This window comes from Pedobacter hiemivivus, from assembly GCF_004331685.1.
Lineage (GTDB): Bacteria > Bacteroidota > Bacteroidia > Sphingobacteriales > Sphingobacteriaceae > Pedobacter > Pedobacter hiemivivus.
The window spans coordinates 57,123-83,447 of the sequence record NZ_SJSM01000006.1; the positions used below are offsets into that span (position 1 = coordinate 57,123).

The window sequence follows — 26,325 nt, forward strand, 5'->3', positions numbered from 1 at the left end:
TATGATGATTGAAACTGTAAACAGACAAATCTTAACTATAGCCAATACGAAGAAAGCATATTTTGATATGGCGATAAATTTGGCAAGATCATTTATCTGGTGGCATCCTGACAGCAATATCAAATTTAAAATAGTCACAGACCTTTCCGAAAATTTACCCTCCGATCTGGAAAATCTCATACAATTACAACGTGTGCGACCAGGCGAACTGGGCATTGGCTTTTCCGCTAAACTCCACTTAGACAGACTTGCTGATGATGGGCAAACCTTATTCATTGATAGCGACTGCTTAATTTTTGGTAATCTGGACTTTATTTTTGAGCGCTTTAAAAACCATAAGGTATCTGTTATCGGCAGCTATATCACAGAGGGGGAATGGTTTGGTTCCATAAAAGAAGTGTGCGATCTATTTAACGTCCCGCACTTACCGAAATTTAACGGGGGTATCTATTATCTCGAAAAAGGTAAAGCAGCTGCTGATGTATTTTTAACAGCCCGTACACTCGAAAAAAGATATGACGAAATCGGCTTCATAAGGCTCAGAAACAACCCCAATGATGAAATGTTGATGGCCTTAGCGATGCAGCTACATGGCCATACACCTATACCAGATGATGGCATGATGATGAGCGACCCACAAGCCTGCCCCGGAGGATACGCTATCGATGTGATTAGGGGAAACAGGTGGTTATTAAATCCACCAGCACCTAGTCTTAAACACCAGGATTGGTACCCATTTCTAAAGGTCTCCCCCGTAATATTTCATTTTTTGGGTTATTATACGCAACATCACCCTTACAAACGAGAAACATATAGGTTAAAAATGAGAGCCAAAAACCGATTAAACCATTTTACAGAGGGGTATGCAGTCATAAAATTTACTGTCCCCGAATATTTTAAAAGTAAATTAAAAGATAGGCTTAGGCCATTATACCGTTTCCTTTTTGGAGTACGAAAAATAAAACCTTCAAACCGCATTTAATGAATGTAAGTATCATTATTCCAACCTATAATCGTCTGTGGTGCTTACCTCATGCTATAGACAGTTGCAGAAATACAAAATGCAAAACAGAAATTATAGTGGTAGATGATGGAAGTACAGATGATACCTGGGAGTGGTTATCCCAGCAAAAAGACTTAACCATTATCAAACAAAACCACTTGGGTAAATGCTGGGCTGCAAACCGGGGATTCGAAATTGCCACTGGAAAATATATCCGGTTTTTAGATTCCGACGACCTATTGACCAAAGGTGTGATCGACGAACAATTTCAACTGGCAGAAGACCAGCATAGCGATGTGGTAGTAAGTGGTTATCAAATTATAGATCAGCAAGAAAATCTGGTGCATAAACAATTGTGGCTATCCTGCAATGATTTTGTTGCGCAACAACTTGGAGAGTGTGATGGGTCACATTACTCTGCCTTCCTATTTACACGGGAATTACTCATTGACATTCCGCACCGACCAGACTATGCTTTTAGAGACGATAGAATGTTAATTTTGGAGGTAGCGATTAAGAATCCCAAATTGGCTGTTCACAGCGGATATGCCTTATTACACAGGGCACATGAAAGCGACAGGCTGCAATTCACTTCCGGATTGCAGCATTCGGTGCAAAACCACCAACACCTGGCTATCTATAGATACATCATTGATAGGCTAAAATCCTATGATGCATTAACGTATCGCAGGATTTCAGCAGCAATAAACATACTTTGGCCATTATCACATTGGATGGCAAAGCATCATTTAAATGACGCCATAAGACTATTTAATTGGATAAAAGAGCTTGACCCCGAATTTAAATTCCCTGAAAAAGGAGGCCTACTACTGGCCTACAGAATTCTCGGTTTCAAAAAAACGCAACAATTGCTGAGGTTGAGAAGGTTATTAAAACCGAAATGGCTATAAAACCGCTTAATATATTTTATAAAGAACCGGATCCCGACAGGTGGTTTAAATACGACCGTTATCTCAGATCGGTTATTCGCTACCTGATAAGAGGCAAACAACGTCCTGGTGGAGTCATGTTAATCGCCCTTAGTTTAATGAAGGGTCTGGATAAATTGGGCATTCCCTATCGGTTTAATGATTTCGCTCATATCCGCAAACATCCTGACGAAATAGCTTGTATTATAGGCAAGCCTCATCTATTGTTTGAAAGGAGCTGGATCAATCCAGTGATATTTGGAGCCGGGGTCTTTGCTCACCCAATCGACCACCCTGATTTGTTCAGTAAATACCCAAATGTGAAACGATTTTTGGTGCCGGGAGATTGGATGAAAAAGATGTGCGAACCTTACTATGGGGATAAAGTACTAGCATGGCCAGCAGGAATTGATACAGACCATTGGTCGCCATCATGGAATGCCGATAAAGAATTTGACTTTCTGATTTATGATAAAAGAGGGAAGACTGATCTGCCAGCTCAAAACTTTATGCATACTATCCTTAGCGAATTTGCTAAAAAACAGTTAAAACATCAACTCATCAACTATGGAAACTATAGTCCGGCAGAATTAAAGACCAAGCTGGCCAATTCAAAAGCTGTGCTATTTTTATCCAGGCATGAAACACAAGGCCAGGCTTACCAACAAGTCTTATCCACCAACACCCCCATACTTGCATGGGATAAAGGCGGATATTGGCAAGACCCTGCCTATTTCCCGTATAAGGTTAAATATGAGCCTGTAAGTGCTGTCCCTTATTGGGATGAACGCTGCGGACTCAAATTTTCTGAGATTGAAGAGTTTCCCCTTAAACTGACACAGTTTCTTAAAAATATACCTGAATATAAACCCAGGCAGTATATTCTTGAACAGCTTACCCTGGAAAAGAGTGCCCAAATGTATTGCAACATTGTTGAACAAGTGCGTAAAGAATGCCAACAAAGTCCAATCCCCCTCTCCGTATAGCCATAACCGCTGATCCTCAAATCCCTGTTCCACCAGTTTTTTATGGTGGTATCGAACGTATTGTACATCTGCTCGTAACGGCACTCAGCAAACAAGGTCATGAGGTTACTTTATTTGCACATCCAGATTCAAAAGTATGCTCCAAATTAATTGGATACTCAAATGCAACTGGCAACAGCACAATCGATCAACTTCAAAATACCTGGACCATTAACAAAACGATACTCAGTAAAAAGTTCGACCTGGTACACAGCTTTGGAAAACTAAGTCACCTATTACCGATGCTGCCACTAGGTATCCCCAAGCTCATGAGTTACCAGCGCGAACCAACCCTTGCTCAAATCAAAAAAGCAGTTCGTATTTCCCGAAAAGACAGCTTATGGTTTACAGGTTGCAGCAATTATATAGCTGATCAAATTAAACCTCATGCACCTGCATATGCCATTTACAATGCAGTAGAAATGAACAAATACATTCCACAGGTTGAATTATCTGCAAATGCGCCTTTGGTATTTCTAGGCCGAATTGAACCCATCAAAGGCACACATATCGCCATTCAAGCAGCCTTAAAAACCGGCAAAACGCTGGTGATTGCAGGCAATATCTCTCCCGGTCATCAGGATTACTTTGATCAACAGATAAAGCCATTTTTAAACGCTGCGATCACCTATGTCGGACCTGTAAATGATCATCAAAAAAACGAACTCCTTAGAAATTCAACAGCGCTATTGATGCCTATTGAATGGGATGAACCTTTCGGAATCGTTATGGCAGAAGCCTTGGCTTGTGGAACACCTGTAATTGGCTTTAAAAGAGGGGCCGTTCCAGAGATCGTAAAACATGGGCTCAATGGATTCATCTGCTCCACAATAGCTGAGATGACGCACTTTATCCACCGTATATCCGAAATAGACAGAAAAGAAGTTAGAATGGATGCTGTACTTCGTTTTTCATCCGAAGTTATGGTTAGCCAATACCTAAAAATTTATGCAGATCTTATTAATTACAAGCGGTCAACCCTCCTTAAATCCTAGATTGGTAAAGGAAGCCGATGCGTTGAGTTCCGCAGGGCACAACGTAACGGTACTCTACGCCTACTGGAATGAATGGGGAACTAAGTTTGATCATGCTTTGTTAAAATCTAAAAAATGGAAAGCAATACGCATTGGCGGGGCACCTAAACGAAATAAAGCTTCCTATTTCCTTACCCGACTGATTCATAAATTAGCAACAATAGGCGCTAAAAAAGTAAGTATTCCTTTTTTTGCAGAAACAGCCATTGCAAGAAGCAGTTTTATGCTTTCTATGGCTGCAAAGAAGTATCAGGCCGACCTTTATATTGCTCATAATCTGGGTGCGCTACCAGCTGCTGTAAAGGCCGCCCAACACAACCGAAAGCCTTGTGGATTTGATGCCGAAGATTTCCACAGAAATGAAGTTAGTGATGATCCTCATAACTTTGATGTAAAGTTAAAAACCTATATAGAGCAGAAGTACCTGCCCAAAACCAGCTATTTAACCGCAAGTAGTCCTCAAATCACAGCTGCTTATCAAGTCCTATTTCCGTCCAAAGCTATCGTTACCATACTTAATGTTTTTAGTTCTGTTTCTGCTGTCAGTATCCCTAAAACAGACCCTATTTCGCCTATAAAACTCTTCTGGTTCTCTCAAACAATTGGCAGCCAACGAGGGATTGAAACATTAATTCAAACACTAAATATTTTACCTGCCGGAAGTTTTGAATTGCATTTACTGGGCGGCTTCCAACATCAAGGTAGCAAAGCCTACTTTGAAAAACTAAGGGCACCAAACTTATATGACTTACATTTTCATCCACCTATCGCGCCCGATGAATTGATTAATTTTGCCGCGCAATTTGATATAGGACTAGCCCTGGAGCCTTCTTTCTCCAAAAACAACGACCTCGCACTAAGCAATAAAATTTTTACATACCTACAAGCCGGATTAGCCGTAATTGCCAGTAATACCACTGCACAACGTCATCTTTTAACCACCCATCCGGAATTTGGCCGCTTATATGAAACGGGCGATACAAGATCTCTTTCCAATGCACTTTTGCAATATACCGAAAACAGGGATCAGCTTGATCAAGCCAGACAGGCATCTTTAATGCTAGCACGCAACAAATTCAACTGGGAAATTGAACAGGTCAAATTCTTAAAAGTTATTCAGCAAACCTTAAATCTTGAATCCTAAAGTCCTCCTAATTTCGCCCTACTTTGCCCCTTCTAATGCTGCAGACACGCATCGCATACGGATGAGCCTGCCCTATTTTGCACAAAATGGCTGGGATGCGGAAGTCGTTATCGTGAACCAACAGCATTCTGATCTGATGAAAGATGAATTGTTAAAACAGAGCATCCCTGCTGGTATCAAAATTCATGAGGTCTCAGCATTTAATAAAAAGTGGACCGCCAAATTTGGCTTGGGAAGCCTGGCCTTAAGATCCATGTGGTTCTATAAACAAAAGGTTGATCAATTACTTAAAACACAGAAATATGAGTTGATCTATTTTTCAACTACCCAATTTCCGCTTTGCATTTTAGGCGCTTATTGGAAAAAACGCTTTGGAATTCCCTATGTGATAGATATGCAGGATCCCTGGCATTCTGACTATTATCAGGATAAGCCTAAAAATCAGCGGCCAGCCAAGTATTGGTTTTCCTATCGCTTAAATAAATACCTGGAACCACTCGCTATGAAACATGTCGATGGGCTGATTAGTGTATCAGCCGCTTATCTCTCCGTTTTACAAAAGCGTTATCCCCGCATTGCGCGCATTCCTTCTGCAGTGATTACATTCGGAGTGCTTGAAGCGGACTTTGTGATCGCAAAATCCAACAAGCATCAATTTAAAGAACTGCTGAATCCTGGGAAAGTTAACATTGTATGCGTAGGTCGCGGAGGAGCGGATATGCAGAAGCCGGTAAGCCTGGTATTTGAGACTTTACAAAAAGGATTGCAGGAAGAGCCCGGCTTGTTTAATCAATTACATTTTTACTTTATTGGAACTAGCTATGCACCTTCCGGTCGGGGCTTGCCAACCATACTACCCATCGCCACCAAATACCAGGTTCAAGACCATGTAACAGAGATTACTGACAGAATCAGCTTCTACCATACCTTGCTTAGCCTTCAACAAGCAGATGCCTTATTTATTCCCGGCTCGGACGATCCACAATATACCGCTTCGAAAATATATCCTTATCTACTCAGTAAAAAACCTTTACTGGCCATATTTCATCAAGACTCCAATGCCATTGATGTGATCAATGAATGCAGCACCAATACCACTTTAATTAAGTTCTCTGATGAGGACAGCAATAGTAAACTGTCCCGTGTTTTAACCGATTGGGCAAATATGTCCTTAGTCCCACTGCAACTTACCCCACAGATAAAGAAGTACAGCGCAGCCCATCTCACATTACGGCAAACCGAATTGTTTAACAGAGCCATTCATCAACGGTGAAGAAACTAGCCATCATTACTACACACCCTATTCAATACTATGCACCAGTATTTAAACTATTGGCGGGCACTGAGCAATTGAGCATTAAGGTTTATTATACCAGAGGCGAAGAAACGCTGCAACAGTTTGAACCAGGCTTTGGGAAGGTGATCAGCTGGGATATTCCTTTATTGGAAGATTATTCATACCAATGGGTACAAGCAAAGGATCTAACAGTACAGGTGGCGACCTGGCAACCAGATGCCGTACTGGTATATGGCTGGGCCTTTAAAGGTCACTTGAAATGCTTACGTTTTTTCAAAAACAAGATCCCTGTATATTTCAGGGGTGACTCTACACTATTAAACGAGCCAAAATGGTTAAAAAAATTATTGAGGACGCTGTTTTTAAGATGGGTCTACAAACATATAGATCATGCATTTTATGTTGGAACCAACAATAAAGCATATTTTAAAAAACATGGTTTAAAGAACCATCAGCTCAACTTTGCCCCCCACGCCATTGATAACGCACGCTTTGAAGATGAGCAGGAAAGTGTAAAAGAATTAAGATTATCCTTTAACATCCGTCCCGATGAGATTTTAATACTATATGCAGGAAAATTCGACCTGGTAAAAAATGTAGATCTATTACTATCAGCGTTCATTAACATGAATAACCCAAGGGCTCACTTACTCCTAGTCGGAAATGGCATAGAAGAGCTTAATCTTAAACAGAAGGCACAACAAAGCACATTATCGGCAAATATTCACTTTGTACCCTTCCAGAACCAATCCCAGATACCTGCATTTTATCAGGCGTCTGATTTATTTTGCCTGCCCTCCACTAGCGAAACCTGGGGACTAGCAGTAAACGAAGCTATGGCTTGCTCAAAAGCAGTTTTGGTAGCTGACAAAGTGGGCTGTGCTGTTGATTTGGTAAAGGACGGATACAATGGATGGATTTTTAAAGCCCAGTCTTTAACCAGCTTAACCCAGCATTTAACATTATTAGTTAACCAAGGCAAAGATGGCCTAACACAGATGGGGACAAATTCAAAAGAAATCATCAACCATTGGACCTTTCAAAAACAAGTCGCAGCTATTGAAACTGCAGTAATAAAGCATGGATAATCACCTATCTATTGAACGATACCTCATCCTATTTATTCCCTGGATATTGGCATTGCTATGTATAGACTACCCTATATTATCCTATTTACTGGCTTGGTCGGGCTCCTTTTTCATCTTTTACCTGACTTTAACAGGGCGGATAAAACCTTTGCCTAAGGACCTCTCCATAGCCGAACAGCTGATGCGGCCCATTTTTCTGGTACAGTTCATCTTTGCCGGCTATATGTGCTGTACTTCTATTTTTTACCTCCTTGATGTGTTGGGTTATGTTGATTTTAATTCGGTAAGCAACGCTTATTTAGTAGACCAAGAAAAGTTAAGCCTTACTGCGCAATGTCAACGGTATTATTGTCTTGCACACGCTTCCTTTGTTACCGGAATACTGGTTTTCATAAACACTGCTCTGGCCCCAAAGTATACATATGATCGGTCTCAACTCAGCAAGCTGATTTTTACCATGGCCTTAATTACCCTCGGACTATCCATTTCACTTACCTTTTTCAACGGCTTATCCCAATTTTCTCACCAACTCAATACCTTAAGCTTTATTGCAGCCACTCTGGCACTCGCTTTTGCCATACCTGAAAGAAAGATCTGGAGCACCACTTTTTGCTTATTTATTTATGGATTTAATACGTACCAGGCATTGATATCTGGCTTTAAAGAGCCAATCATCTTGAGCGTTCTCATACTGGGCGTATTTTTATATCCCAATTATAAAAAAATAGTATTCATCACGTTTGTGCCCTTACTACTACTGCTTTTCATCTTGCTACCTACCTATAACCGCATTTTTCGGGAGCAAGCCTGGTCGGCTGATGTTGCTGCAGATCAAGCTGGCATACTTGCTCTTGAAGCTACGCTTGACCAGGACGATCCGGATAACAATTGGTCCTTTCTCACCTATCGCTTAAGTGAAATCGACATGTTTACCAAGTATGTGAAAGCAACACCAACTCATATTGATTACTATGGATTCGACCTCGCTCAGCAATCATTGCTATCTGTGATACCTCGAGCGCTCTGGCCATCCAAACCCAATACCGAGCAGCTCGTTATGGAACGTGTTTATAAGGCAGGCGTCATACATCGTGGTTCAAAAGCTTCTGCCAAACCTGCATTCATCGTAGATGCCTACCTTTCTGGAGGGGCTGTAGGAATTTTCCTCTGCCTATTTCTCTATGGCACCGTATGTCAGCTAATCGCCAACAAAGCAGAGACCTTATTTGGTGGCTATATCTTAGGTACTGCCCTCTTGTTTACAGGATTATTCCAAATATTCTGGCGCGGACAAAGCTTTGAATTTTTAATCAATTCTGTCTTCTGGAGTTACATCAGCATGCTCTTGATTTTTGGCGCATTACGCTTTATACAAATTTTAAAACCAACCAAAAATGAACATTTTACAAATTAATGCCTCCTATAAACCCGCTTACATTTATGGAGGGCCAACCATGTCTGTTTCAAAATTGAGTGAGCAGTTGGTTAAAAATGGCTGTGGCTTGGAAGTATTCAGTACAACAGCCAATGGATCTACTGAATTGCAAGTTGTTAAAGGGCGGTCACAAAATATAGAAGGTGTTTCTGTCAGGTATTTTAAGCGAATCACTAAAGACCATAGCCATTTCTCTCCACACCTACTCATTACCCTATGGAAAGAAGTACGCAATTTTGATTTGGTACACATTCATGCCTGGTGGAATCTCGTATCTATGCTTTCGTGCTGCATTGCACTATTAAGGAATGTCCCGGTTATTTTTTCACCCCGCGGCACCTTAAGTGACTATTCTTTTGCAAACAAGCATGTTTCTGTAAAAAAGCTATTCCATATAATTTTAGGGAGATTTTTGCTTAATCGTTGCCATTTACACACCACTTCGGAAAGTGAGCAGGAAGCCATTGAACAGTTGATTAAACCAAAAAGTATTTCTACCATATACAATGCAGTAAGTCTGCCGCTATACATTCCTGCTCCTGCCCATGGAAATGAGACAGTTAAACTCCTCTTTCTTTCCCGAATCGACCAGAAAAAAGGGCTTGAGTTATTGTTTGGTGCCTTAGCTGATCTTACCTTTTCATACCAACTCACCATTGCCGGAACCGGAGAGGAAACCTACATCGCAGAACTAAAAGCGCTAACCAGACAGTACCAGATTCACAATCATATCAACTGGGTAGGTTTTAGGGGGCTTGACAAATTCGAACTGATTGCCCAGCACCACCTCCTTGTCCTTCCATCCTATGATGAAAACTTTGGCAATGTGGTTATTGAAAGTTTATGCGTGGGTACAGCAGTTCTCATCAGTGGGGCTGTTGGATTGGCAAAATATGTAGCGAAGAACAATCTGGGTTGGATTTGCGACACTAATATCGGTTCGATTAAAGACTGCCTCCACACCATGTATCATAATCCAGGCAGGTTAGCGATCATCAGAGAGTTTGCGCCTGTTGTTATTGTCAATGAATTTAATGAGGACAAACTCATCAAACAGTATCTTAAAATGTATCAACAAATCATCAACCCAAATTACAAAAATGGGTAATCCTCATTTCAGCTTCGTTATTTTAACTTATAATGAGGAACAGCACCTGCCTAGATTATTGAGCTCTATTTACGGCCTTCAAGCTACCGTTTATGTATTAGATTCGGGAAGTACCGATCAAACCCTAAGCATCGCCAAGCGGTTTGGCGCCCAGGTTAAACAGCAGGCATTCCTAAATCATCCGCACCAGTGGCATTATGCGCTCAAAACTTTCGATATCCAAACCCCATGGGTTATTGGTCTTGATGCCGATCATATTGTATCGGACGAACTAAAGCAACGATTGTTGGATTTTAACGATCAGGATTACCCCGATATAGATGGAATCTATTTCAATCGTAAAAACTATTTTAAAAACAAATGGATCAAAAATGGTGGGTTATACCCCTTTTATCTGTTAAAAATGTTTAGGTACCCCCTCGGATATTCTGATCTGAATGAGCTCATGGATCATCGCTTTATTGTCCCGGGCAAAACGACAATTTGGAAAGATGGGTACTTGCTTGAAGAAAACTTAAAGGAAAACAATATCCGCTTCTGGATAGATAAACACAACACTTATAGCGACCTATTGGCACGGGAAGAGGTAGAACGTCGGCAGCTACTAAGGGCACAAACTGTAAAACCCTTATTTTGGGGTAGCCCCGACCAAAGGACGGCATGGCTTAAAAAACTATGGTGGCGAATGCCATTGTTCATTAGACCAGCCATCTACTTTATCTACCGTTATATTTTCAGATTGGGAATCCTTGATGGCTATCAGGGCTTTCTTTTCCATTTCTTACAAGGCTTTTGGTTTCGTTTGATTGTGGATGTCAAAATAAAAGAAATCATAGATATCGATGAAAAAGACTGACCTCTCACTTTACAACAACGCTGCTTATCATCCGCGAGCAAACCTAATCAAACGGACTTTATGGTTCTACCTAAACGCATTATTCTTTAAAACATCCCTTATTCCACTAAGCTCCCTAAAAGTCTGTCTGTTACGCTTATTCGGAGCTTCAGTAGGCAAAGGTGTAGTGATCAAACCTGGTGTAAGCATTAAATATCCCTGGCTACTCCAAATCGGCGATCATTCCTGGATTGGCGAAGACGTTTGGATAGACAACCTTGTTAAATTAAATATTGGCAACCATGTCTGCCTATCCCAGGGTGCATTACTCCTTAGTGGTAGCCATAACTATAAAGACCCAGCTTTTGGGCTAATTACAGGAAGCATCATTTTAGAAGATGGAGCATGGATTTGCGCAAAAGCAATAGTAACTCAGGGCATCACCGCGGGAAGCCATTCCATTCTCAGTGCAGGATCCATAGCCACAAAAAACCTGGAAGCCTATACCATTTATCAGGGGAACCCTGCCACAAAAATCAAACACCGATGACATTGTATTTTTTTATCCTGGTCACTTCTCTTTTTATAACCCTAGTCATTATCCCCTCAATTATCCATGTTGCGCGAGACCGTCATTTATATGATGATTTAGGTCACCTTCGGAAAATTCATAATCCTGGAATCCCCCGTTTAGGTGGCGTAGCTATATTTCTGAGCTTTACCATTACTTTATTGCTTTGGGACATTAACACGCCCGAATTACCTATCAACTACCTGCTTACAGCCTGTACCATGCTTTTTGCCATAGGGATTAAAGATGATCTGGCTGGAGTGGGTCATCACACCAAATTCCTTATAGAATTTATTGCCGGATTAATCCTTGTTATCCCCGGTAATATTCGCATCAGCAACTTGCATAATTTCTTCGGTATATACGAGTTGTCTTATTTCCACAGCGTGATTCTATCAGTACTGATTATTGTATTTATCATCAATGCCTTTAACCTGATTGATGGGATAGATGGCTTAGCAGCCACTACGGGGATTATCGTAAACAGCGTATTTACCGCACTGTTCATCAAGCTTCATCATTACGAACTAGCGGCAGTTTCATTAGCACTTGTAGGTGCAATTTTGGGATTCCTGAGATTTAACTTAACTCCAGCTAAGATCTTTATGGGCGACACTGGCTCTTTGTTAATCGGATTGATTTCTGCGGTAATGGCCTTAAAGTTTATTTCGGTAAATGACGCTTTTGAAATTGAATCTGCTTCGCAGGTATCTTCCTCTTTAGGAATTGTGTTGGCGATACTGATAGGGCCAATTTCTGATACATTGAGGGTATTTATCATTCGCCTGGCAAAAGGAAAATCTCCTTTTCAGGGAGATCGAAACCACATTCACCACCGTATGTTGGTATTAGGATTTACACATTTACAAACTACACTCATTTTAGCTTTACTTAATGGAGTTATTATTTTACTCGCCTTCACTTATTTTTTTGTCGTAAGTTAGCACCCGTTATTTGGTAAGATAAAAATAGGACATGATCAAGAAACTGCTAAAAAAGCTTAAGCAAAATATTAAAATTTTAACTGGAGCAATCACTTCCATAAAGGCAGAGACTAAGATTAACCATAAATGGTACGGGAATACTTACGGAGGATTTTACGTTCACCCTAATGTTTTAAATAGTAAATCTATTGTCTATTCATTCGGAATTGGTGAAGACATTTCATTCGATAGGGAAATGATACAAATGCACAACTGTCAGGTTTTTGGATTTGACCCAACACCTAAATCTATTGATTGGATTAAAAAGGAACAGTTGCCATCAAACTTCTCTTTTTTCGAATATGGGATTGACACCATAACCGGTTTTGTAAACTTCAATTTACCCAAAAACCAGGATTTTGTATCTGGGAGTATCATACCTCATAAAAACGTAGACGAGAAAAATATGGTTTCCGTTCCTATGAAAAGCTTCCACGACATTACAAAAGAATTGGGTCATACGCATATAGATGTGTTGAAAATGGACATCGAAGGTAGTGAGTACCATGTAATTGAAAGCATTCTTTCTTCTACCATTCAAATAGATCAAATTCTAATAGAGCTTCACGAAAGGTTCTTTGAAGATGGAAAATCGAGAAACCAGAGACTACTACAGTCTTTTAAAAATCATGGTTATGAGATATTTGCTGTATCAGATTCTCTTGAAGAGGTTTCTTTTATAAAAGTTAAAACAGCCTAGCGATTTCAGGAAAAGTTATAAGTATGATTATAACTTTTCCGAAAAACAGTTAAAATTATAATCATACTTATAATTTTTATAGAGCTATCAGAGAATCCAAGTTGATTAGAAATCTTGATACAGGTTTCTAAAAGTACTACGCAGGCCAAAAGTGAACAATGCCGTATTGGTATTCTTTATGGCATTTGTTTCTCTTCTTAGTACTCCCCCAACTTCCAGGCGCAGATTATATTTTGGATTGAGCAGATAGGATGCCCTTCCTTCAGCAAAATAAAGATTGGTACCAATGCCCTGACCGATTTTATTTCCATAATCCGAAACATGCACATAATTATTCAAGAATATATTCTTGCCATAATTCATTCCTTCCGGATCAAGGCCATAACGAGCGTACATTAGCTGACCTTGTAGGTCAAACCTTTTATAGCTGTAATTTAAAATCCCCAATACCTCTCTAAAGTTAGCCCCCATAGGATGCGCCAAAGGCTGGTTCATTGCTGCATAATTGGATACCCTATCAAAATGCGCGTAGGTATAAGGCCTTGCTGTATTGAATTCGGCAAGGTAGTTCAGGCTTTTTACTTTAAACAAATCTGATCCTCTAACACCTAGTTGCAATGCCCACTTATTTGTCCAAAAGCCTCTATTACTAAAAAATTCTTTCGCAATAAATTCATCAAACATAAACTGGCCATATACAGTCGTTTTGTCCAGAATCTCATATTTGGTATTGATACCCAAACGCATTTTATCTGGAGAAGTACTATTAGCGCTTTCTACCGACCTTAAGAAGATAAAAGGGTGTACATAGTTAAAATCAAAACCTCGCTTGCCCTCGGGCTCGGCATCAGCCCAGGTCACAGCCTGAAAAAAGCCAATAGAAAAGCGATTCGTAGCATTCCAATCAATGTAATGCATGGCCGCCCATTTCCCCCTATCACCTAAACGTCTGTCAGTAGTCAATCTTTCTGCTCCTGGGTCCAGCATATAACCAAATATAGTCTGGTATTGCACATTACCCAAAGTAGCCCTAACTCTTAAAAAAGAATAATTTGCTGCTACATCAGATAACAGCATAGAACGATACCCATCACCAATAAAGTTCTTATCATAACCTAGGGCAATGTTTAAATGCTTGTTGGGTGTATAAGACAATAAAGCGGTCACATACGACCAGTCTTTTGTTTTCTTATCCAACTTACCGCTCATTTCACTTGGCACTACACCATTGGCATTGATAAAATCAGTAACATAATTCGCAAACACAGCTTGATTTTCAAAACCATTGGTATAAAAAGAGAACTTATCCCCTACTGTGCCACCGATCTGAAAGCCCCGTGTATTTTTCCAGGTAGTTGTACCGTTCTTAAAATCGCGACCAATTTGTAAATCAGGGAGATAATCCGCATAAACAGTATAATCGTCCCCTTTAAAATTTAACAAGTGCTCTTCCGTTAATTTCCTACGAACCCAGGAACGCTTGTTTAAAGAATCAACGCCCACTTCCATTAAACCCTGATATCGGTTTACCAACAAGGAATCATCGGCATAAAAACCCTTAATGGCAGAATGTGATCGGCTATTTACATCATACACTGATTTATTCAGCTTCTGATAGAATTGATACGAATAAGGGATGTTTACATTAGGTGTTTGTGCTTTTAAGCTAAAAGTAGCCATAGCTAGTACACCCAGCAATAAGTATTTCTTCATTTTTAGGGATTTTCCTCTACCTGCACCTGGACATCTAATTCTTCATAAACAGAATTCTTACTGATAAATTCAGGTACAATTACTTTCATTTGTTGAACCACCTGTCTTGTATTATTCGAGCTGGCATAAAGTAACAATTGGTAAATTTGGACTTCAATTTCATTAAATATATATTCCCTCACCTGTCCAATCATAATTTTTTCATGGTGAGTTGGTACGGTATTCTCACTGTCATTCAGCAATTCCTCAAACAATTTCTCCCCAGGTCTTAACCCGGAATAAGAGATTTTAATATCCTGATTAGGCACCAAGCCTGCTAAACGAATCATTTTCTTTGCAAGCTCTACAATCTTTACGGATTTACCCATGTCGAATATATAAATCTCTCCACCTTTCCCCATGCAACCTGCCTCAAGCACCAAACGACAAGCTTCAGGTATCGTCATGAAAAAACGCGTAATCTCAGGATGCGTAACGGTGACTGGACCTCCTTTTTCTATCTGCTGCTTAAAGCGAGGAATCACGGAACCATTAGAGCCCAATACATTCCCAAAACGAGTAGTAATAAACTTAGTTATCGGCTTTACATTCCCATCATTTAAATAGCTTAGGCCATTGGAGAAGATCAGATCGGGGTTATTCAACGAATTATTGAGTGACTGTACATAAATCTCCGCAATTCGCTTAGATGCCCCCATTACATTGGTCGGGTTCACCGCCTTATCAGTAGAAATCATCACAAACTTCTGCACACCATATTTAACGGATAGATCTGCAATGGTCTTCGTGCCCATTACATTTGTTTTGATCGCTTCTGCAGGATTACCTTCCATCAGCGGCACATGCTTGTAAGCAGCGGCATGATAAACATAATGTGGTTTATAGGTTTCAAACAAATGTTGCATCCGTTTCTGATCCTTAACATCACCAACAAACGCATGAAAATTGGTATTCACATGGTGCTCTTCCAATTCAAGATAAATATGATGCAAGGCCGTTTCACTCTGATCACAAAGGATAATCAATCCAGTTTCGAATTTCAAGAGTTGCCTAACAATCTCACTACCAATAGAACCGGCGGCTCCGGTTATTAAAATTCGTTTACCCTTTAACTGGTTTTGGATCCCATCGATATCTATTTCAATGGTCTTTCTGTTCAACAGATCTTCGATATTGATATTTTGAATTTGCGCAGTAGTTACCTCACCCCGAGCCCAAACCTCCGGCGATGGGATATTTAAAATCTTAACCTCATTTTCCAGGCAAATGTCAACCACTTGGTTTTTACGCTCCAAGGGGATCGTGTACGAAGCAAAGATGATTTCATCCACTTCATGCTTTACAATTAAATGCTCCAACTCTCCTGCATCCAAAATCCTCACCCCATCAATCGTTTTACCCACCTTACGCATGTCATCATCCACAAAAGCGATGATTGTTTTATTTACTTTGGCATCATGGTCAAAAGTTCTTTTTGTAGCCACACCGGCCTCTCCTGCCCCATAGATGATAATTCTTCGCTTGTCCAGATTAGCGTTCTTGATGTACATAAAAAAGTACTTTACAACAACCCTATAGGTAATCAACAAAAGAAAGCTAAACAAAGTAAATATAACGATAGCGACATTGCTCACCACATGCTCGCCAGTTACTACGATAGCAATCGCATGTGCAAAAAATAGAATTAAGGAGCTCAAAATTACCGCAAATAGAATTCGAAATGAGTCCTGAGCTGAAGTATACCTCACAATTCCCGCGAATGTTTTTACACTATAAAACACCAATGAATTGATGATCACCACCATCACTACTGCTTTATAAAAGGCTAAGAAATCTATCCCGATAATTTTAAAATTATGCTGCAAAATAATTGCAAATAGTAGCGCGATGATACTTAAGCAAATATCAATTGTAAAAATAATCCAGCGAGATACGATTTGTAGTTTTGTAAACATAGACGTTACATAAAAATAACCTCAGCAAAACTAACAATAATTAAACCAAAAAGTAATTTGTGTTTTTGTAATACGAAAAATACAAGTGATTTTCTCCGTTAATCGACCTTAAACATCATTTTTGGTTTCAAATAAATATAAATAAGAGCCAATGGTACCGTAGTTAATACAAATAAAAACCAAAAATTGAGTGGTAATAAAATAACTATGGCTACAATAGCTAATTGTACAATTGCATAAATAGATGAAACCCATATGTGTTCCCAATTCTGATCATTAGCTAGAATTTGGTAAAAATGTAGACGATGTGCTTCAAATATATTTTCTTTAAGCATCAGGCGATGTACAATAGTAAAGATGGCATCTACTCCATATACAGCCAAGAATAAGATATAGGCATAATTACTCGTCTGTATCATCAATTTTAACAACAGAAATATAATCCAGAATGCGATGGTTACACTGCCGACATCTCCGGCAAAGCATTTTGCTTTTTTGCGGAAATTAAAAAATAAAAAAACAACGCTGGCCAGGATCGGCAACCAAATCATATCCGGTTTAATGAATTCACGAGTGTTATAGTTTACATACTGTAATCCTCCAAGGACCACCAGGCTATATACACCGGTAATGCCATTGATCCCATCCATAAAATTATAGGCATTAATGATTCCTATCACGAAGATGTAAAGGATGATGCTCATCCAAATTGGGAAGAGATGAAATACGTTTAAAAAGATAAATAACAGTGTAACCGCAGTCAGATGAAAAATTAGCCTTATTTTATTGGATAAAGAAATACGATCGTCTATAAAACTAATCGTTCCAATGATGAGCATGCCCAGAATCGGTAACCAGAATTCACTATGAAGTATTACTCCAGCCAGAGCTGCAAAAACATAGATGACCCCTCCCCCTCGAATTGTAATTTCAGTATGAGAACTTCTTTCGTTTGGGTGATCAATAATATCGTAATAATCTGCAATTTTAAAGTACAGTAACATTATGACAAAAAAGAAAAAAAGACAACTTAGATACAACATGTGTTATTTTAAATTAAAACTTTTTATGGTATTAAATAGTCCTTCAGTTGAAGAAACAGGAAATTTTTTAATATTTAAAGCCCTTTTAATTTTCTCATTTGATACAATAAAGCTTTCGGTGAGCTTTTTAAGTCGCTCTGTATTAAGAGGAAGATAAAGCACGTTACCAATTTTAGCAATGCATTGAATAAGCACCGGACTAATTTTCCATAACTTGGCTTTAAAACCCAAGACTTTACTAATTAATTCAATTACCTGGTTAGTTGATAATGGATCATCATCCGCAACGTTATAAATGCCACTATCTATATTTGAATTGATTAGATTTTCAACAACAAAATTTAGATTTTCTATAGAAAGGAATGACCTTCTATTATTAAAGGCGGCCAATGGATATGGAAACCTTTTTCGCACAACGCCATATAATAAATTTAAATTACCTTTATTTCCAGGCCCGTGGATCATACATGGACGGAGGATATAGAACGATTTCCCGGTAGGTAGGGGCTGCTCCTGAATATACTTCTCAGCCAATAGTTTTGATTTCCCATAATCTGTTTGTGGATTTGGTCGACTTTCTTCTTTTAATATCAAAGGGACAATATCCGCCGAAGCCTTCACACTACTAAAGAATATGAACTTGGTTGCGCCAGAACTCAAATAAGCATCGTAAATCTTTTTTGTAAGTTCAAAGTTAACCTTATAATAATCTTCAGGGTTAGATGTTTGTTTCAAATCATGAGCCTTACCGGCGAGATGAATAATCACTTCTGCGCTTCCTATCTGAGGATTACATAATTCATTTCTAGACAATACACTAATGCTATGATCAGTTAATGCCGATAAAAAATTTTTCCCCACGAAACCTGTGGCACCAGTTAGTAAAATTTTCATGATTAAAATTGCGAAAGTGTTTTTTTATTAGCTTGTTTCCTTTCCTCATCAAAACACCATCCCCATTTGTTGAAATAAACTACCATAGACTTTAAAAAGATCTTTAACAATTTAAGGCTTTTATTTGCCCCACTTTCGTAACCATGAAAAATGAAAACTTCCGGAAAATAAAGAGTTTTATATTCTTTATGAATTCGCCTCGAAAGGTCAAAATCTTCAAAATACATAAAAAATGTATCGTCATAGGCACCAACCTGTTTGATTGCCTCTAAGTTTAGTAATGAAAAACATCCCGACAAAACCGGAGCATTATAAATTTTGTCTTCAGGAACATTTCTAAATTCGTACATATCTACAAATTTCTTGTAACGTCTATCTAATTTTTTGAGCTTTCGCCTTAAAATCCAGAAAGGATGTGGTAATAATTTAGGAAGATGCTGAATAGAACCATCTTCATTCAAAATTTTTGGCATCATCATACCAACGTCTGAATGATCAGCCATATATTTGATCATTTCCTCAATAACGCCTGGATTAAAGTACACATCTGGGTTGACAACAAAATGATAATCATAGCCACCTTTGATTGCATCTTTTATTGCAATATTGTGGCCTGCTCCGAAGCCCAAATTTTGACCAGTAAATACATATTCAACCCGGCAATCTAAAGGTTTATCTGCAAGTATTTGGGATGAGTTATCAATTAACATTATCTTTATATTCAGCTTAGATTCAAGAATCGAATCTAATGCTAAACGTGCTTTATCAAAATTGTGATAAAGAACTATTGAAGCAGATATTTTACACATGGTTTCCATCTTCTAATATTTCCCTAAAGCGAGTCGCAGATTTATGCCATTGAAATGACGTTGCGTCCTCTGTCCCCTTCAATACTAACTTAGATCTCAAATTTGGATCATTAACTAAAGACGCAATATGATCTGCTAAAGAGAATGCATTTCGAGGCGGATAAATCAGACAGTTTTCCTGATGCCTGGCATATTCATTTATACCCTGAGATGCACTAGTTATCACCGCACAACCACATGCCATAGCTTCAAGAGGCGGTAGACCAAATCCCTCCATCCAAGAGGTAGAAATAAAAATATCAGACGTCTGAAATACAGAAGCGATTTCAAAATCGTCTTTTACATTAACAATTTCAAAATCCTTTAAATTAAATGATGACAAGTCATCATGACTTATTAAAATCACCTTCTCAATTTGCTCCTTAATTTCAGGTTTTAGAATATCCCAACTTTCAAGAAAGGTATCTAATCCCTTAGCCGGATGTTTCCTAGCAACTAAGCAAAGTTGTAACGTTTTTTTTTGATCAATTGTGCTTACTGGCTTAAATATCTCTTGATTAATACAAGGATGTACACAATGAAATGGCGGAATATCGGCAGTTTTTGAATATCTACCTCGAAGCTTAATAAAACTGTCATAGCTAAATTTAGAATTAAACATGAACTTAATTGAATCATGATATGACAGCAATGTTAAAACCTTATAAAAACGTATAATCCATTTGTTTTTAAGCAAAAGACCATCATCAAAGATCCTATAATCGTCTGCTTGGATAAATCGATATACATTATTCCCTTTAATAAAAAAACTTAGTATGCTCATAATTGGATCAGTTATAATAATATACTGATTGAGAAATTTTTTATTAGCCGCTTTTATTACAGAAAATAAATTACGAATTTTTTGAATTTTAGTTTCCTTAAAGCGGCCGATTGAAATAAGTTTAACTTTGTTATTTAAATTAAAAGTTATCCCCTCTTCTGAATTTTGAGGGACCAATATAGTCACATCAGCCGACTCGCATAATATATTAGCCAATTCAACAAATACCCTAACTCCCCCCCCGTTCTTCAATTGAGGAAGTAAAAACACTATTTCTTTCATCCTAAAATAATTGTGTTAGCTAATCGAAGCTAACAGTTTAATAAATATTGGCACGAAGTACGTCTAAGAGAACTAAACTAGTTCTCTTAGTTGTGCATTCCAAAATTTCCTATATCGTATGCGTTTTTTTAACTTTGCGCAGCCCAAATTCATTTTTATTGTATAGTTCTTCAACATTTTCAATTTATCTATTTAAAATCCAAATCTATATGGCGAACTTAATTGGACAATATATAGTGTAATGATTAATTGAAAAAAAGAAATTCCTAAAATCATAGCTTTACCAAAAAGCCTAGGCTTAAATATGTAGACTAAATATGGCACCAGAAAAATCTCTACAAGACATAAGAGTTCGGAAACCCTTGCTGCAACAATGTGTAAATCTGACAATATCAAATAACTCAAACACCCATAAAAATGTAAATTCAAAAATATTTGAAAATAGTCACTTTGTTTACTAATTATATTTTCGTAATAACGCAAGAAGAAGTTGAACAAAATTTTAGCATAGATCATTAATATATATACACCAGCAGTTCTTTCTCCAAATCCTGCTTCAATAGTACTCTTATGCATATATATTTTAGAAATAATATAAAAATCAGTATTCAAATTGTATCCTAATACAAAGTTAAGAAGGTGAGTCTGAGCAATTCCCAAGCAAATAATAAAACAAATGATAGATGTTTTGAAAGTTAGTTTAACACGGGTCAATATAATGTAAAATGGCAAAAAAAGCATTAATGATACATGGAAAAATGAACCAATAATTATTGATATTATAAAAAAAGTTAATTTCCTTTCCTTAATAAATTGCAACGATACCAGTAGCATAGAGGCGGCAACTGCTTCACGGATCTGGGTCATTGGATGCAAAAAAAAGTAATAAGAATAAAAGTATGGGAAAATTAACAAAGATGATCTAGTTTGAATAATTGCGGCATATACTAAAGGGACTATAGCTAAAAAGGCATAAATTAGTAAGACTCCATTGAAATGATCAATTGTATTTGCTATAAAATCACATATAATCTTATAAGAGACCTCCATCCCCTCATCAATATATCCTGCTTTAAAAATATTATATTTATCCAAATAGGCATCATAGTCTGAAGTTATTCCAGCCCTTAACCCAGCTAACAGTGTCAAAAAAAAACCTATAAGAATACAAAATAACTGCCTTTCTTTCACTTTAAAAGGAACCAACGACAAAATAGAAATTAATAAAAAAACGGTCCAGTATACGAACATTATCTTTTCTTTGTTTTTATAAAAAAACCTTTAAATCTGTCAAGAAAATTAATATTAAAACGAATTGACGAGATATTAAAGAGGTTGAAAAAACCTGCAAATAATCCATATTTAAAATTCCCATGCTTGTGAATACGCTGCACCATTTTACTACTTTCCTTAAAATTCCTAGCATTATTTAGTTTTAATACCTGTAGAAAAATTAACCACGAGAAAATTCTCTTGTATTTTTTTTCAAAATATCTATTCCCGGCGGCATATTCTTCATATACATTTAATCCATCAGGTATTCCATAATTCTCTCTAATTTCCATTTGAGAGCCTTGACTCGCATGCTTACGGTATTGAATAAGCGGCTCAGGTAGTATACCGGCAGGGAATTCCTTTAAAATTCGTAGCCACATTTCATAGTCTGTAGCAGATTTATATTTGTCATTAATTTTAAACATTCCTAATTTGTCGTAAATCTTTTTGGGTACCATAACAGTAGGCGTAACGAGAAAAGGCACAAATGAATCCAGTATGGCAGGAAAAATTTCTTCAAAAGTATACTTACATTTTATATTATTACGGAGCCTTGATGGAAGTTCAAGTTCTCCCAAATATTCTCCATTTGAGTCTATTAGGTTGGCCAAAGTGGAAACGAACCCACAATCTTGATTCTGGTCGAAAAATGAAACAGATTTTGCTACAATTTCAGGATGATAAATATCATCAGAATGATAAACTGCTACAAAGTCTCCTGTAGCTAAGGAAATTAACTTATTCATGTTTAAACCAGCACCAATATTTTGCTGATTAAAAACATAGCTCCAATTATTTTCATCAGCATATCTTTTTATAATTGCCTGAGTATTATCTGATGAACAGTTATCTCCAATGATGACCTCAATATTAGTATAGGTCTGGTTTTGTATACTATTTAAAGATTCTTCCAAATAAGCATCGGAATTATATGTAGGAATACATATTGATACCTTAGACATGCGTTTTATTTTTTAAGTGTAACATTGGGCTAATATCCTTAATATTTACAAGTAAATACAATATGGCAAAAATAGAAAACACTACAAGTTTATAAAAGAGAGTTACTGTTGTAATATTCACTAACAAAAGTATTCCTGAAGTGGCTATTATTACTGCCATATTGCGAATGATTAATCCAATAGGAATTTTAACAGGAATCTGTATGTCCCTTTTAAAAAAAACACAGACCACTAATAAACTTAATACACTCCCCAACAATGTTCCGAGACTTACTCCAAGTATTCCCAATTTTCTTATAAAAAAAATACTAAGGATGAGATTTGTAATTCCCTCTACAAAAGTACCAACAATTAGCAATCTAACCCTTTTTAATGCAGATAATAAAGTGCTAATTGAACTTAGACATGATAATACAAAAGTATAAAGGCCGAAAGCTAAAAATATATTGCTTCCTAAATATAGAGATGGATTATTTGTCCAAGTAATAAAAATCTCTTTGCTGAAAAGAAATATAAATATACATAATGGCCCAGATAGCAGAGTCATTAATAAAATGGAATTTCTAAATTTAACTTGGATAGAGTTGTAATTGTTATCACTATTATATCTTCCATAAAATGGGAGTAATATTGCATTTAAAGTTAGAAGCAATGAAAAAAATGCGGTAAAAATTCTAAATGTCAGGGAATAAGCAGTTACTTCATTTACACCCAAAAAATTAACAATAACAAAATTATCGGTGTTCCATACTAATAACGCTCCCATACTTACTATAAAATATCCAAAACTGATTTTAATGATTTGTGTATATGTTATAGTTGACGATTTCGGATCAGTCCCTTCATCCCGATTTTTCTGGAGATAGATTCTAGAGTGGAAAAACATTATTATTGACGAAAAAACCAGAAGGAGACTCCATATACCTGCGTATAAAGAGATATTACCACTACATAAATATGTAATAAGAAAAGAGAATGGAATAATAAGGTTATTAAGAATCTCATACGTTTTATTCAAAGAAATTTTTCCAAAAATGAGAAAAACTGAAGAGGCCAGTTGAAATGGAGCCCTGATGAGATAAAATACAATCGTTAATAATAAGATAGAGGCATAAAACTGTGTTTTCTCGGTTTTACCAAAGAAAAATTCAAATGGTACGACATTACTAAAAAACAGAAATGCTATTAAAATAAGCAATACACTTACTACGGAAATCATTATTTTCAATGATTTCTTGAACACTTCCGTCACATCTTCTTTATTCAAAGCGTTAGTAGCAATAGTAGTCAAGGCCGTTGGAATGCCGAAATTTCCAAGCATGAGGTATTGAAGTATAGTATTTATGATGATCCATACACCATAATCAATCGACCCGAAATATTTCACATACAGGGGAACCATTAACAAATTCGAACATATATTTACGAATATGCTTAAGAAGCTATAAAAATAATCTTTTAATTTAGGCCCCATTATTTTAATAGATTAGCGAACCTAAGTACTTTAGCGGCAATTCGATATATAAAACTCGGAAGTAAAAGAAACCATATATCCAGTATCCAAAACAAGGGAAATTCACCATACAGCCTAATAAAACTATCCAGTATTGATTTTGAAACCTCAAATCCGCGTAGTTTTGCAACAATAATCACTCTGGGATAGGAATTTTTTATTATCCCTTTAATTTTTCGAATAAATTTTTCATCATACCCCCAATGCTGCATAACCTGAAATACCTCTACCAGTTTTAATCCAACTGTTATACCTGAACCATTTTTATTCCATGTTTTTATTTCATTTGCTCGCGGGCTTTCAATTACGTATTGGTTTTTTGTTAAAGCAGATTTCTTCTTCCGTAAAGCTTGAAGGACCATCGCATAATGAATCCAACCAGAAGTAAAAAATTGTTCAGCTTCGCAACTTAACCAAATATTCTTGGCGATGACATTATTAGGAAAAAATCCTGAACGAAAGTTGGTGCCTTCTAGAAATAATTCTGCTTGATCAAAAGTACAATATGTCTCCTCACATGTATCCTTACCCCCAACGAAAATAACCCCAAAATCATTGGGATCTTTAAGCATTTTTATTAGATTCTCTAATTGATAATTGACAACAAGGTCATCTGCACCGATTGTCCATACGTATTTTCCATTTGCATATTGGAAAACACGATTTAAATTTTTGTCGTACCCAACATTTTCCTCATGCTCAATAATTCTGACTTTTGAATATTCGCGAACATAGTTAAGAGTATTATCCGTGGAGGCATTGTCTGAAACTATAACCTCAACCTCTTCCCAGTCAAAATCACAAATTAGAATAGACTCTATTGTTTCTTTTATATATTTTTCACCATTATATACCGGTATGCCAATTGTTAAGAGCATTTTGTATTATTTAATACAGTATTAATTACTGTTCCCACGAAATTATCAATAGTAAATTGTCCAGCCTGAGGATCGGATAAAAAAGTCTTAATCGCTAATTGATATTCTTTAATATCACTATCGGTAAGACTTTGTAAGTACTTATCTATTTCCTCAATTGAGCCAAAATCCCTGTAATCTATAAAACAACTTTTAGGGATATATTTACAAATATTATCTGCTCCCCGGTATATAGGAATTGTTCCCGACATTAATGAGTCAAAAATTTTCTCAGTTATGTATCCACTAAAATCTGAAGCATTTTCAAAACAAAGTGAAAAATTATATTTTGACAGTACTTCTGCTTTTCTTCTTAACTTTCCTTTATAGGAAGGGTAATTCGTTTTTACGATTTTAAATGTTCTGTTTATTTTATTAAAAACAATACCTACAAGGCTATTGGTCATCACCTTGATATCCCAATCAATGCCGTATAAATCTAAATATCCTTTTCGATTAGCTTCATACCATTTAATTACCGCAAGTCTTTCTGAATAAAGTTCTTGTGAATGCTTACTCAATTTGTTGCCACTTATCACAATCAGATCTCGCTCCCTTCGTCCCAATTCGAAATTTGCCGATATATTGTAACTATAATTAATTTTAATATATTTTTTTGGATTGAGGGACACGAGATAATCAGACCAAGTAAGTACATTAATGAATGGCTCGTGTAACTCCGTTTTAAATATTTCCGGTTTAACTATCGGACTTTCCAGTGTGATTAAAAATAATGGGATCTTGTGTTTAATCCCATATTGAAAATTTTCACTGTTCATAGAGGGATAATCTAAAAAAACCATGGCATCGGCCTGTTCTTTTTCTATTAGAGATGATGTACCTAAAACCAAGCCGATTTTTTTAGATATTTCCCCCAATACCTTGAATGGAGTTAGTAGATTATCGCCGATATCTACATTATCGTCTGTAAACAGACGATTGTCCTTATTTAAATTTTCATAAACATTTTCAAATAAAATTTTCATT

The 26,325-nt window shown here is 37.1% G+C and carries 23 protein-coding genes and 1 pseudogene; 13 read left to right on the plus strand and 11 right to left on the minus strand.

Annotation, left to right across the window (positions count from 1 at the left end; translation table 11 throughout):
• The first annotated feature begins 1 nt into the window (after position 1).
• The 13 genes and pseudogenes from EZ444_RS12305 to EZ444_RS12365 all read left to right on the plus strand — a co-directional run bounded on the left by EZ444_RS12305 (position 2) and on the right by EZ444_RS12365 (position 13,152).
• On the plus strand, positions 2-982 hold the full coding sequence (locus tag EZ444_RS12305; RefSeq protein ID WP_131609225.1) for a hypothetical protein: 981 nt from the start codon (positions 2-4) through the stop codon (positions 980-982).
• A complete protein-coding gene (locus tag EZ444_RS12310) occupies positions 982-1,914 on the plus strand; it encodes a glycosyltransferase family 2 protein (RefSeq protein ID WP_131609227.1) in 933 nt (310 codons plus the stop codon). The genes EZ444_RS12305 and EZ444_RS12310 overlap by 1 nt, the downstream gene beginning before the upstream one ends.
• A complete protein-coding gene (locus EZ444_RS12315; protein WP_131609229.1) occupies positions 1,905-2,918 on the plus strand; it encodes a glycosyltransferase in 1,014 nt (337 codons plus the stop codon). The genes EZ444_RS12310 and EZ444_RS12315 overlap by 10 nt, the downstream gene beginning before the upstream one ends.
• A complete protein-coding gene (locus EZ444_RS12320; protein ID WP_131609231.1) occupies positions 2,885-3,952 on the plus strand; it encodes a glycosyltransferase in 1,068 nt (355 codons plus the stop codon). Before EZ444_RS12315 ends, EZ444_RS12320 begins: the two co-directional genes overlap by 34 nt.
• The gene (locus EZ444_RS12325) at positions 3,906-5,135 is read left to right on the plus strand and encodes a glycosyltransferase family protein (RefSeq protein WP_131609233.1); all 1,230 of its coding nucleotides are present in this window, start codon (positions 3,906-3,908) and stop codon (positions 5,133-5,135) included. The genes EZ444_RS12320 and EZ444_RS12325 overlap by 47 nt, the downstream gene beginning before the upstream one ends.
• A complete protein-coding gene (locus EZ444_RS12330) occupies positions 5,125-6,408 on the plus strand; it encodes a glycosyltransferase (RefSeq protein ID WP_225874713.1) in 1,284 nt (427 codons plus the stop codon). The genes EZ444_RS12325 and EZ444_RS12330 overlap by 11 nt, the downstream gene beginning before the upstream one ends.
• Positions 6,405-7,520: a glycosyltransferase family 4 protein gene (locus EZ444_RS12335; protein WP_131609235.1), complete on the plus strand. Its 1,116-nt coding sequence runs from the start codon at positions 6,405-6,407 to the stop codon at positions 7,518-7,520. The genes EZ444_RS12330 and EZ444_RS12335 overlap by 4 nt, the downstream gene beginning before the upstream one ends.
• A complete protein-coding gene (locus EZ444_RS12340) occupies positions 7,513-8,934 on the plus strand; it encodes an exosortase Y-associated Wzy-like protein (protein ID WP_131609237.1) in 1,422 nt (473 codons plus the stop codon). The genes EZ444_RS12335 and EZ444_RS12340 overlap by 8 nt, the downstream gene beginning before the upstream one ends.
• Complete coding sequence (locus EZ444_RS12345; protein WP_131609239.1) at positions 8,915-10,063, plus strand: XrtY-associated glycosyltransferase XYAG1; 1,149 nt, start codon at positions 8,915-8,917, stop codon at positions 10,061-10,063. The genes EZ444_RS12340 and EZ444_RS12345 overlap by 20 nt, the downstream gene beginning before the upstream one ends.
• Positions 10,056-10,913 (plus strand): annotated as a pseudogene (locus tag EZ444_RS12350) (glycosyltransferase family 2 protein); the annotation flags it as partial. The gene EZ444_RS12345 and the pseudogene EZ444_RS12350, both read left to right, overlap by 8 nt.
• The gene (locus EZ444_RS12355; RefSeq protein WP_131609243.1) at positions 10,906-11,448 is read left to right on the plus strand and encodes a WcaF family extracellular polysaccharide biosynthesis acetyltransferase; all 543 of its coding nucleotides are present in this window, start codon (positions 10,906-10,908) and stop codon (positions 11,446-11,448) included. The pseudogene EZ444_RS12350 and the gene EZ444_RS12355, both read left to right, overlap by 8 nt.
• Positions 11,445-12,413, plus strand: a complete 969-nt coding sequence (locus EZ444_RS12360) for an MraY family glycosyltransferase (RefSeq protein WP_131609245.1) — start codon at positions 11,445-11,447, stop codon at positions 12,411-12,413. Before EZ444_RS12355 ends, EZ444_RS12360 begins: the two co-directional genes overlap by 4 nt.
• Positions 12,414-12,444: 31 nt before the next feature.
• On the plus strand, positions 12,445-13,152 hold the full coding sequence (locus EZ444_RS12365) for an FkbM family methyltransferase (RefSeq protein WP_131609247.1): 708 nt from the start codon (positions 12,445-12,447) through the stop codon (positions 13,150-13,152).
• Between the two features lie 105 nt (positions 13,153-13,257).
• On the opposite strand, the gene EZ444_RS12370 is transcribed toward EZ444_RS12365, so the two are convergent.
• From EZ444_RS12370 to EZ444_RS12420, 11 genes are all read right to left on the minus strand, one after another.
• Positions 13,258-14,865 carry a gliding motility protein RemB gene (locus EZ444_RS12370; protein ID WP_131609249.1) on the minus strand — a complete coding sequence of 536 codons (1,608 nt, stop codon included), beginning with the start codon at positions 14,863-14,865 and terminating at the stop codon, positions 13,258-13,260.
• 2 nt (positions 14,866-14,867) lie between these two features.
• Positions 14,868-16,820: a polysaccharide biosynthesis protein gene (locus EZ444_RS12375; RefSeq protein ID WP_131609251.1), complete on the minus strand. Its 1,953-nt coding sequence runs from the start codon at positions 16,818-16,820 to the stop codon at positions 14,868-14,870.
• A gap of 98 nt (positions 16,821-16,918) precedes the next feature.
• The gene (locus EZ444_RS12380) at positions 16,919-17,824 is read right to left on the minus strand and encodes an MraY family glycosyltransferase (RefSeq protein ID WP_225874714.1); all 906 of its coding nucleotides are present in this window, start codon (positions 17,822-17,824) and stop codon (positions 16,919-16,921) included.
• Positions 17,825-17,866: 42 nt separating this feature from the next.
• Entirely contained in the window at positions 17,867-18,757 is an 891-nt protein-coding gene (locus EZ444_RS12385; protein ID WP_131609255.1) for an NAD-dependent epimerase/dehydratase family protein, read from the minus strand.
• Between the two features lie 2 nt (positions 18,758-18,759).
• On the minus strand, positions 18,760-19,575 hold the full coding sequence (locus EZ444_RS12390; RefSeq protein WP_205945262.1) for a glycosyltransferase: 816 nt from the start codon (positions 19,573-19,575) through the stop codon (positions 18,760-18,762).
• Positions 19,559-20,671 carry a glycosyltransferase family 4 protein gene (locus tag EZ444_RS12395; RefSeq protein WP_131609257.1) on the minus strand — a complete coding sequence of 371 codons (1,113 nt, stop codon included), beginning with the start codon at positions 20,669-20,671 and terminating at the stop codon, positions 19,559-19,561. Before EZ444_RS12395 ends, EZ444_RS12390 begins: the two co-directional genes overlap by 17 nt.
• Positions 20,672-20,863: 192 nt before the next feature.
• Complete coding sequence (locus EZ444_RS12400) at positions 20,864-21,862, minus strand: EpsG family protein (RefSeq protein ID WP_165503601.1); 999 nt, start codon at positions 21,860-21,862, stop codon at positions 20,864-20,866.
• A gap of 59 nt (positions 21,863-21,921) precedes the next feature.
• Positions 21,922-22,908: a glycosyltransferase gene (locus tag EZ444_RS12405; RefSeq protein WP_131609261.1), complete on the minus strand. Its 987-nt coding sequence runs from the start codon at positions 22,906-22,908 to the stop codon at positions 21,922-21,924.
• Positions 22,901-24,229 carry an MATE family efflux transporter gene (locus tag EZ444_RS12410; protein WP_394365951.1) on the minus strand — a complete coding sequence of 443 codons (1,329 nt, stop codon included), beginning with the start codon at positions 24,227-24,229 and terminating at the stop codon, positions 22,901-22,903. Before EZ444_RS12410 ends, EZ444_RS12405 begins: the two co-directional genes overlap by 8 nt.
• Positions 24,230-24,381: 152 nt before the next feature.
• Positions 24,382-25,299, minus strand: coding sequence for a glycosyltransferase family 2 protein (locus EZ444_RS12415; RefSeq protein WP_131609265.1), 918 nt, complete (start codon positions 25,297-25,299; stop codon positions 24,382-24,384).
• Positions 25,290-26,324, minus strand: a complete 1,035-nt coding sequence (locus tag EZ444_RS12420; protein WP_131609267.1) for a glycosyltransferase family 10 domain-containing protein — start codon at positions 26,322-26,324, stop codon at positions 25,290-25,292. Before EZ444_RS12420 ends, EZ444_RS12415 begins: the two co-directional genes overlap by 10 nt.
• Position 26,325 lies beyond the last annotated feature (1 nt).

Excerpts from the sequence above, each read along its gene's own strand:
- EZ444_RS12305 (WP_131609225.1), top strand. The coding sequence starts at position 2 with ATGATGATTGAAACTGTAAACAGACAAATCTTAACTATAGCCAATACG.
- EZ444_RS12310 (WP_131609227.1), top strand. The coding sequence starts at position 982 with ATGAATGTAAGTATCATTATTCCAACCTATAATCGTCTGTGGTGCTTA.
- EZ444_RS12315 (WP_131609229.1), top strand. The coding sequence starts at position 1,905 with ATGGCTATAAAACCGCTTAATATATTTTATAAAGAACCGGATCCCGAC.
- EZ444_RS12320 (WP_131609231.1), top strand. The coding sequence starts at position 2,885 with ATGCCAACAAAGTCCAATCCCCCTCTCCGTATAGCCATAACCGCTGAT.
- EZ444_RS12325 (WP_131609233.1), top strand. The coding sequence starts at position 3,906 with ATGCAGATCTTATTAATTACAAGCGGTCAACCCTCCTTAAATCCTAGA.
- EZ444_RS12340 (WP_131609237.1), top strand. The coding sequence starts at position 7,513 with ATGGATAATCACCTATCTATTGAACGATACCTCATCCTATTTATTCCC.
- EZ444_RS12345 (WP_131609239.1), top strand. The coding sequence starts at position 8,915 with ATGAACATTTTACAAATTAATGCCTCCTATAAACCCGCTTACATTTAT.
- EZ444_RS12355 (WP_131609243.1), top strand. The coding sequence starts at position 10,906 with ATGAAAAAGACTGACCTCTCACTTTACAACAACGCTGCTTATCATCCG.
- EZ444_RS12360 (WP_131609245.1), top strand. The coding sequence starts at position 11,445 with ATGACATTGTATTTTTTTATCCTGGTCACTTCTCTTTTTATAACCCTA.
- EZ444_RS12365 (WP_131609247.1), top strand. The coding sequence starts at position 12,445 with ATGATCAAGAAACTGCTAAAAAAGCTTAAGCAAAATATTAAAATTTTA.
- EZ444_RS12370 (WP_131609249.1), bottom strand. The coding sequence starts at position 14,865 with ATGAAGAAATACTTATTGCTGGGTGTACTAGCTATGGCTACTTTTAGC.
- EZ444_RS12375 (WP_131609251.1), bottom strand. The coding sequence starts at position 16,820 with ATGTTTACAAAACTACAAATCGTATCTCGCTGGATTATTTTTACAATT.
- EZ444_RS12380 (WP_225874714.1), bottom strand. The coding sequence starts at position 17,824 with ATGTTACTGTACTTTAAAATTGCAGATTATTACGATATTATTGATCAC.
- EZ444_RS12385 (WP_131609255.1), bottom strand. The coding sequence starts at position 18,757 with ATGAAAATTTTACTAACTGGTGCCACAGGTTTCGTGGGGAAAAATTTT.
- EZ444_RS12390 (WP_205945262.1), bottom strand. The coding sequence starts at position 19,575 with ATGGAAACCATGTGTAAAATATCTGCTTCAATAGTTCTTTATCACAAT.
- EZ444_RS12395 (WP_131609257.1), bottom strand. The coding sequence starts at position 20,671 with ATGAAAGAAATAGTGTTTTTACTTCCTCAATTGAAGAACGGGGGGGGA.
- EZ444_RS12405 (WP_131609261.1), bottom strand. The coding sequence starts at position 22,908 with ATGTCTAAGGTATCAATATGTATTCCTACATATAATTCCGATGCTTAT.
- EZ444_RS12410 (WP_394365951.1), bottom strand. The coding sequence starts at position 24,229 with ATGCTTGGAAATTTCGGCATTCCAACGGCCTTGACTACTATTGCTACT.
- EZ444_RS12415 (WP_131609265.1), bottom strand. The coding sequence starts at position 25,299 with ATGCTCTTAACAATTGGCATACCGGTATATAATGGTGAAAAATATATA.
- EZ444_RS12420 (WP_131609267.1), bottom strand. The coding sequence starts at position 26,324 with ATGAAAATTTTATTTGAAAATGTTTATGAAAATTTAAATAAGGACAAT.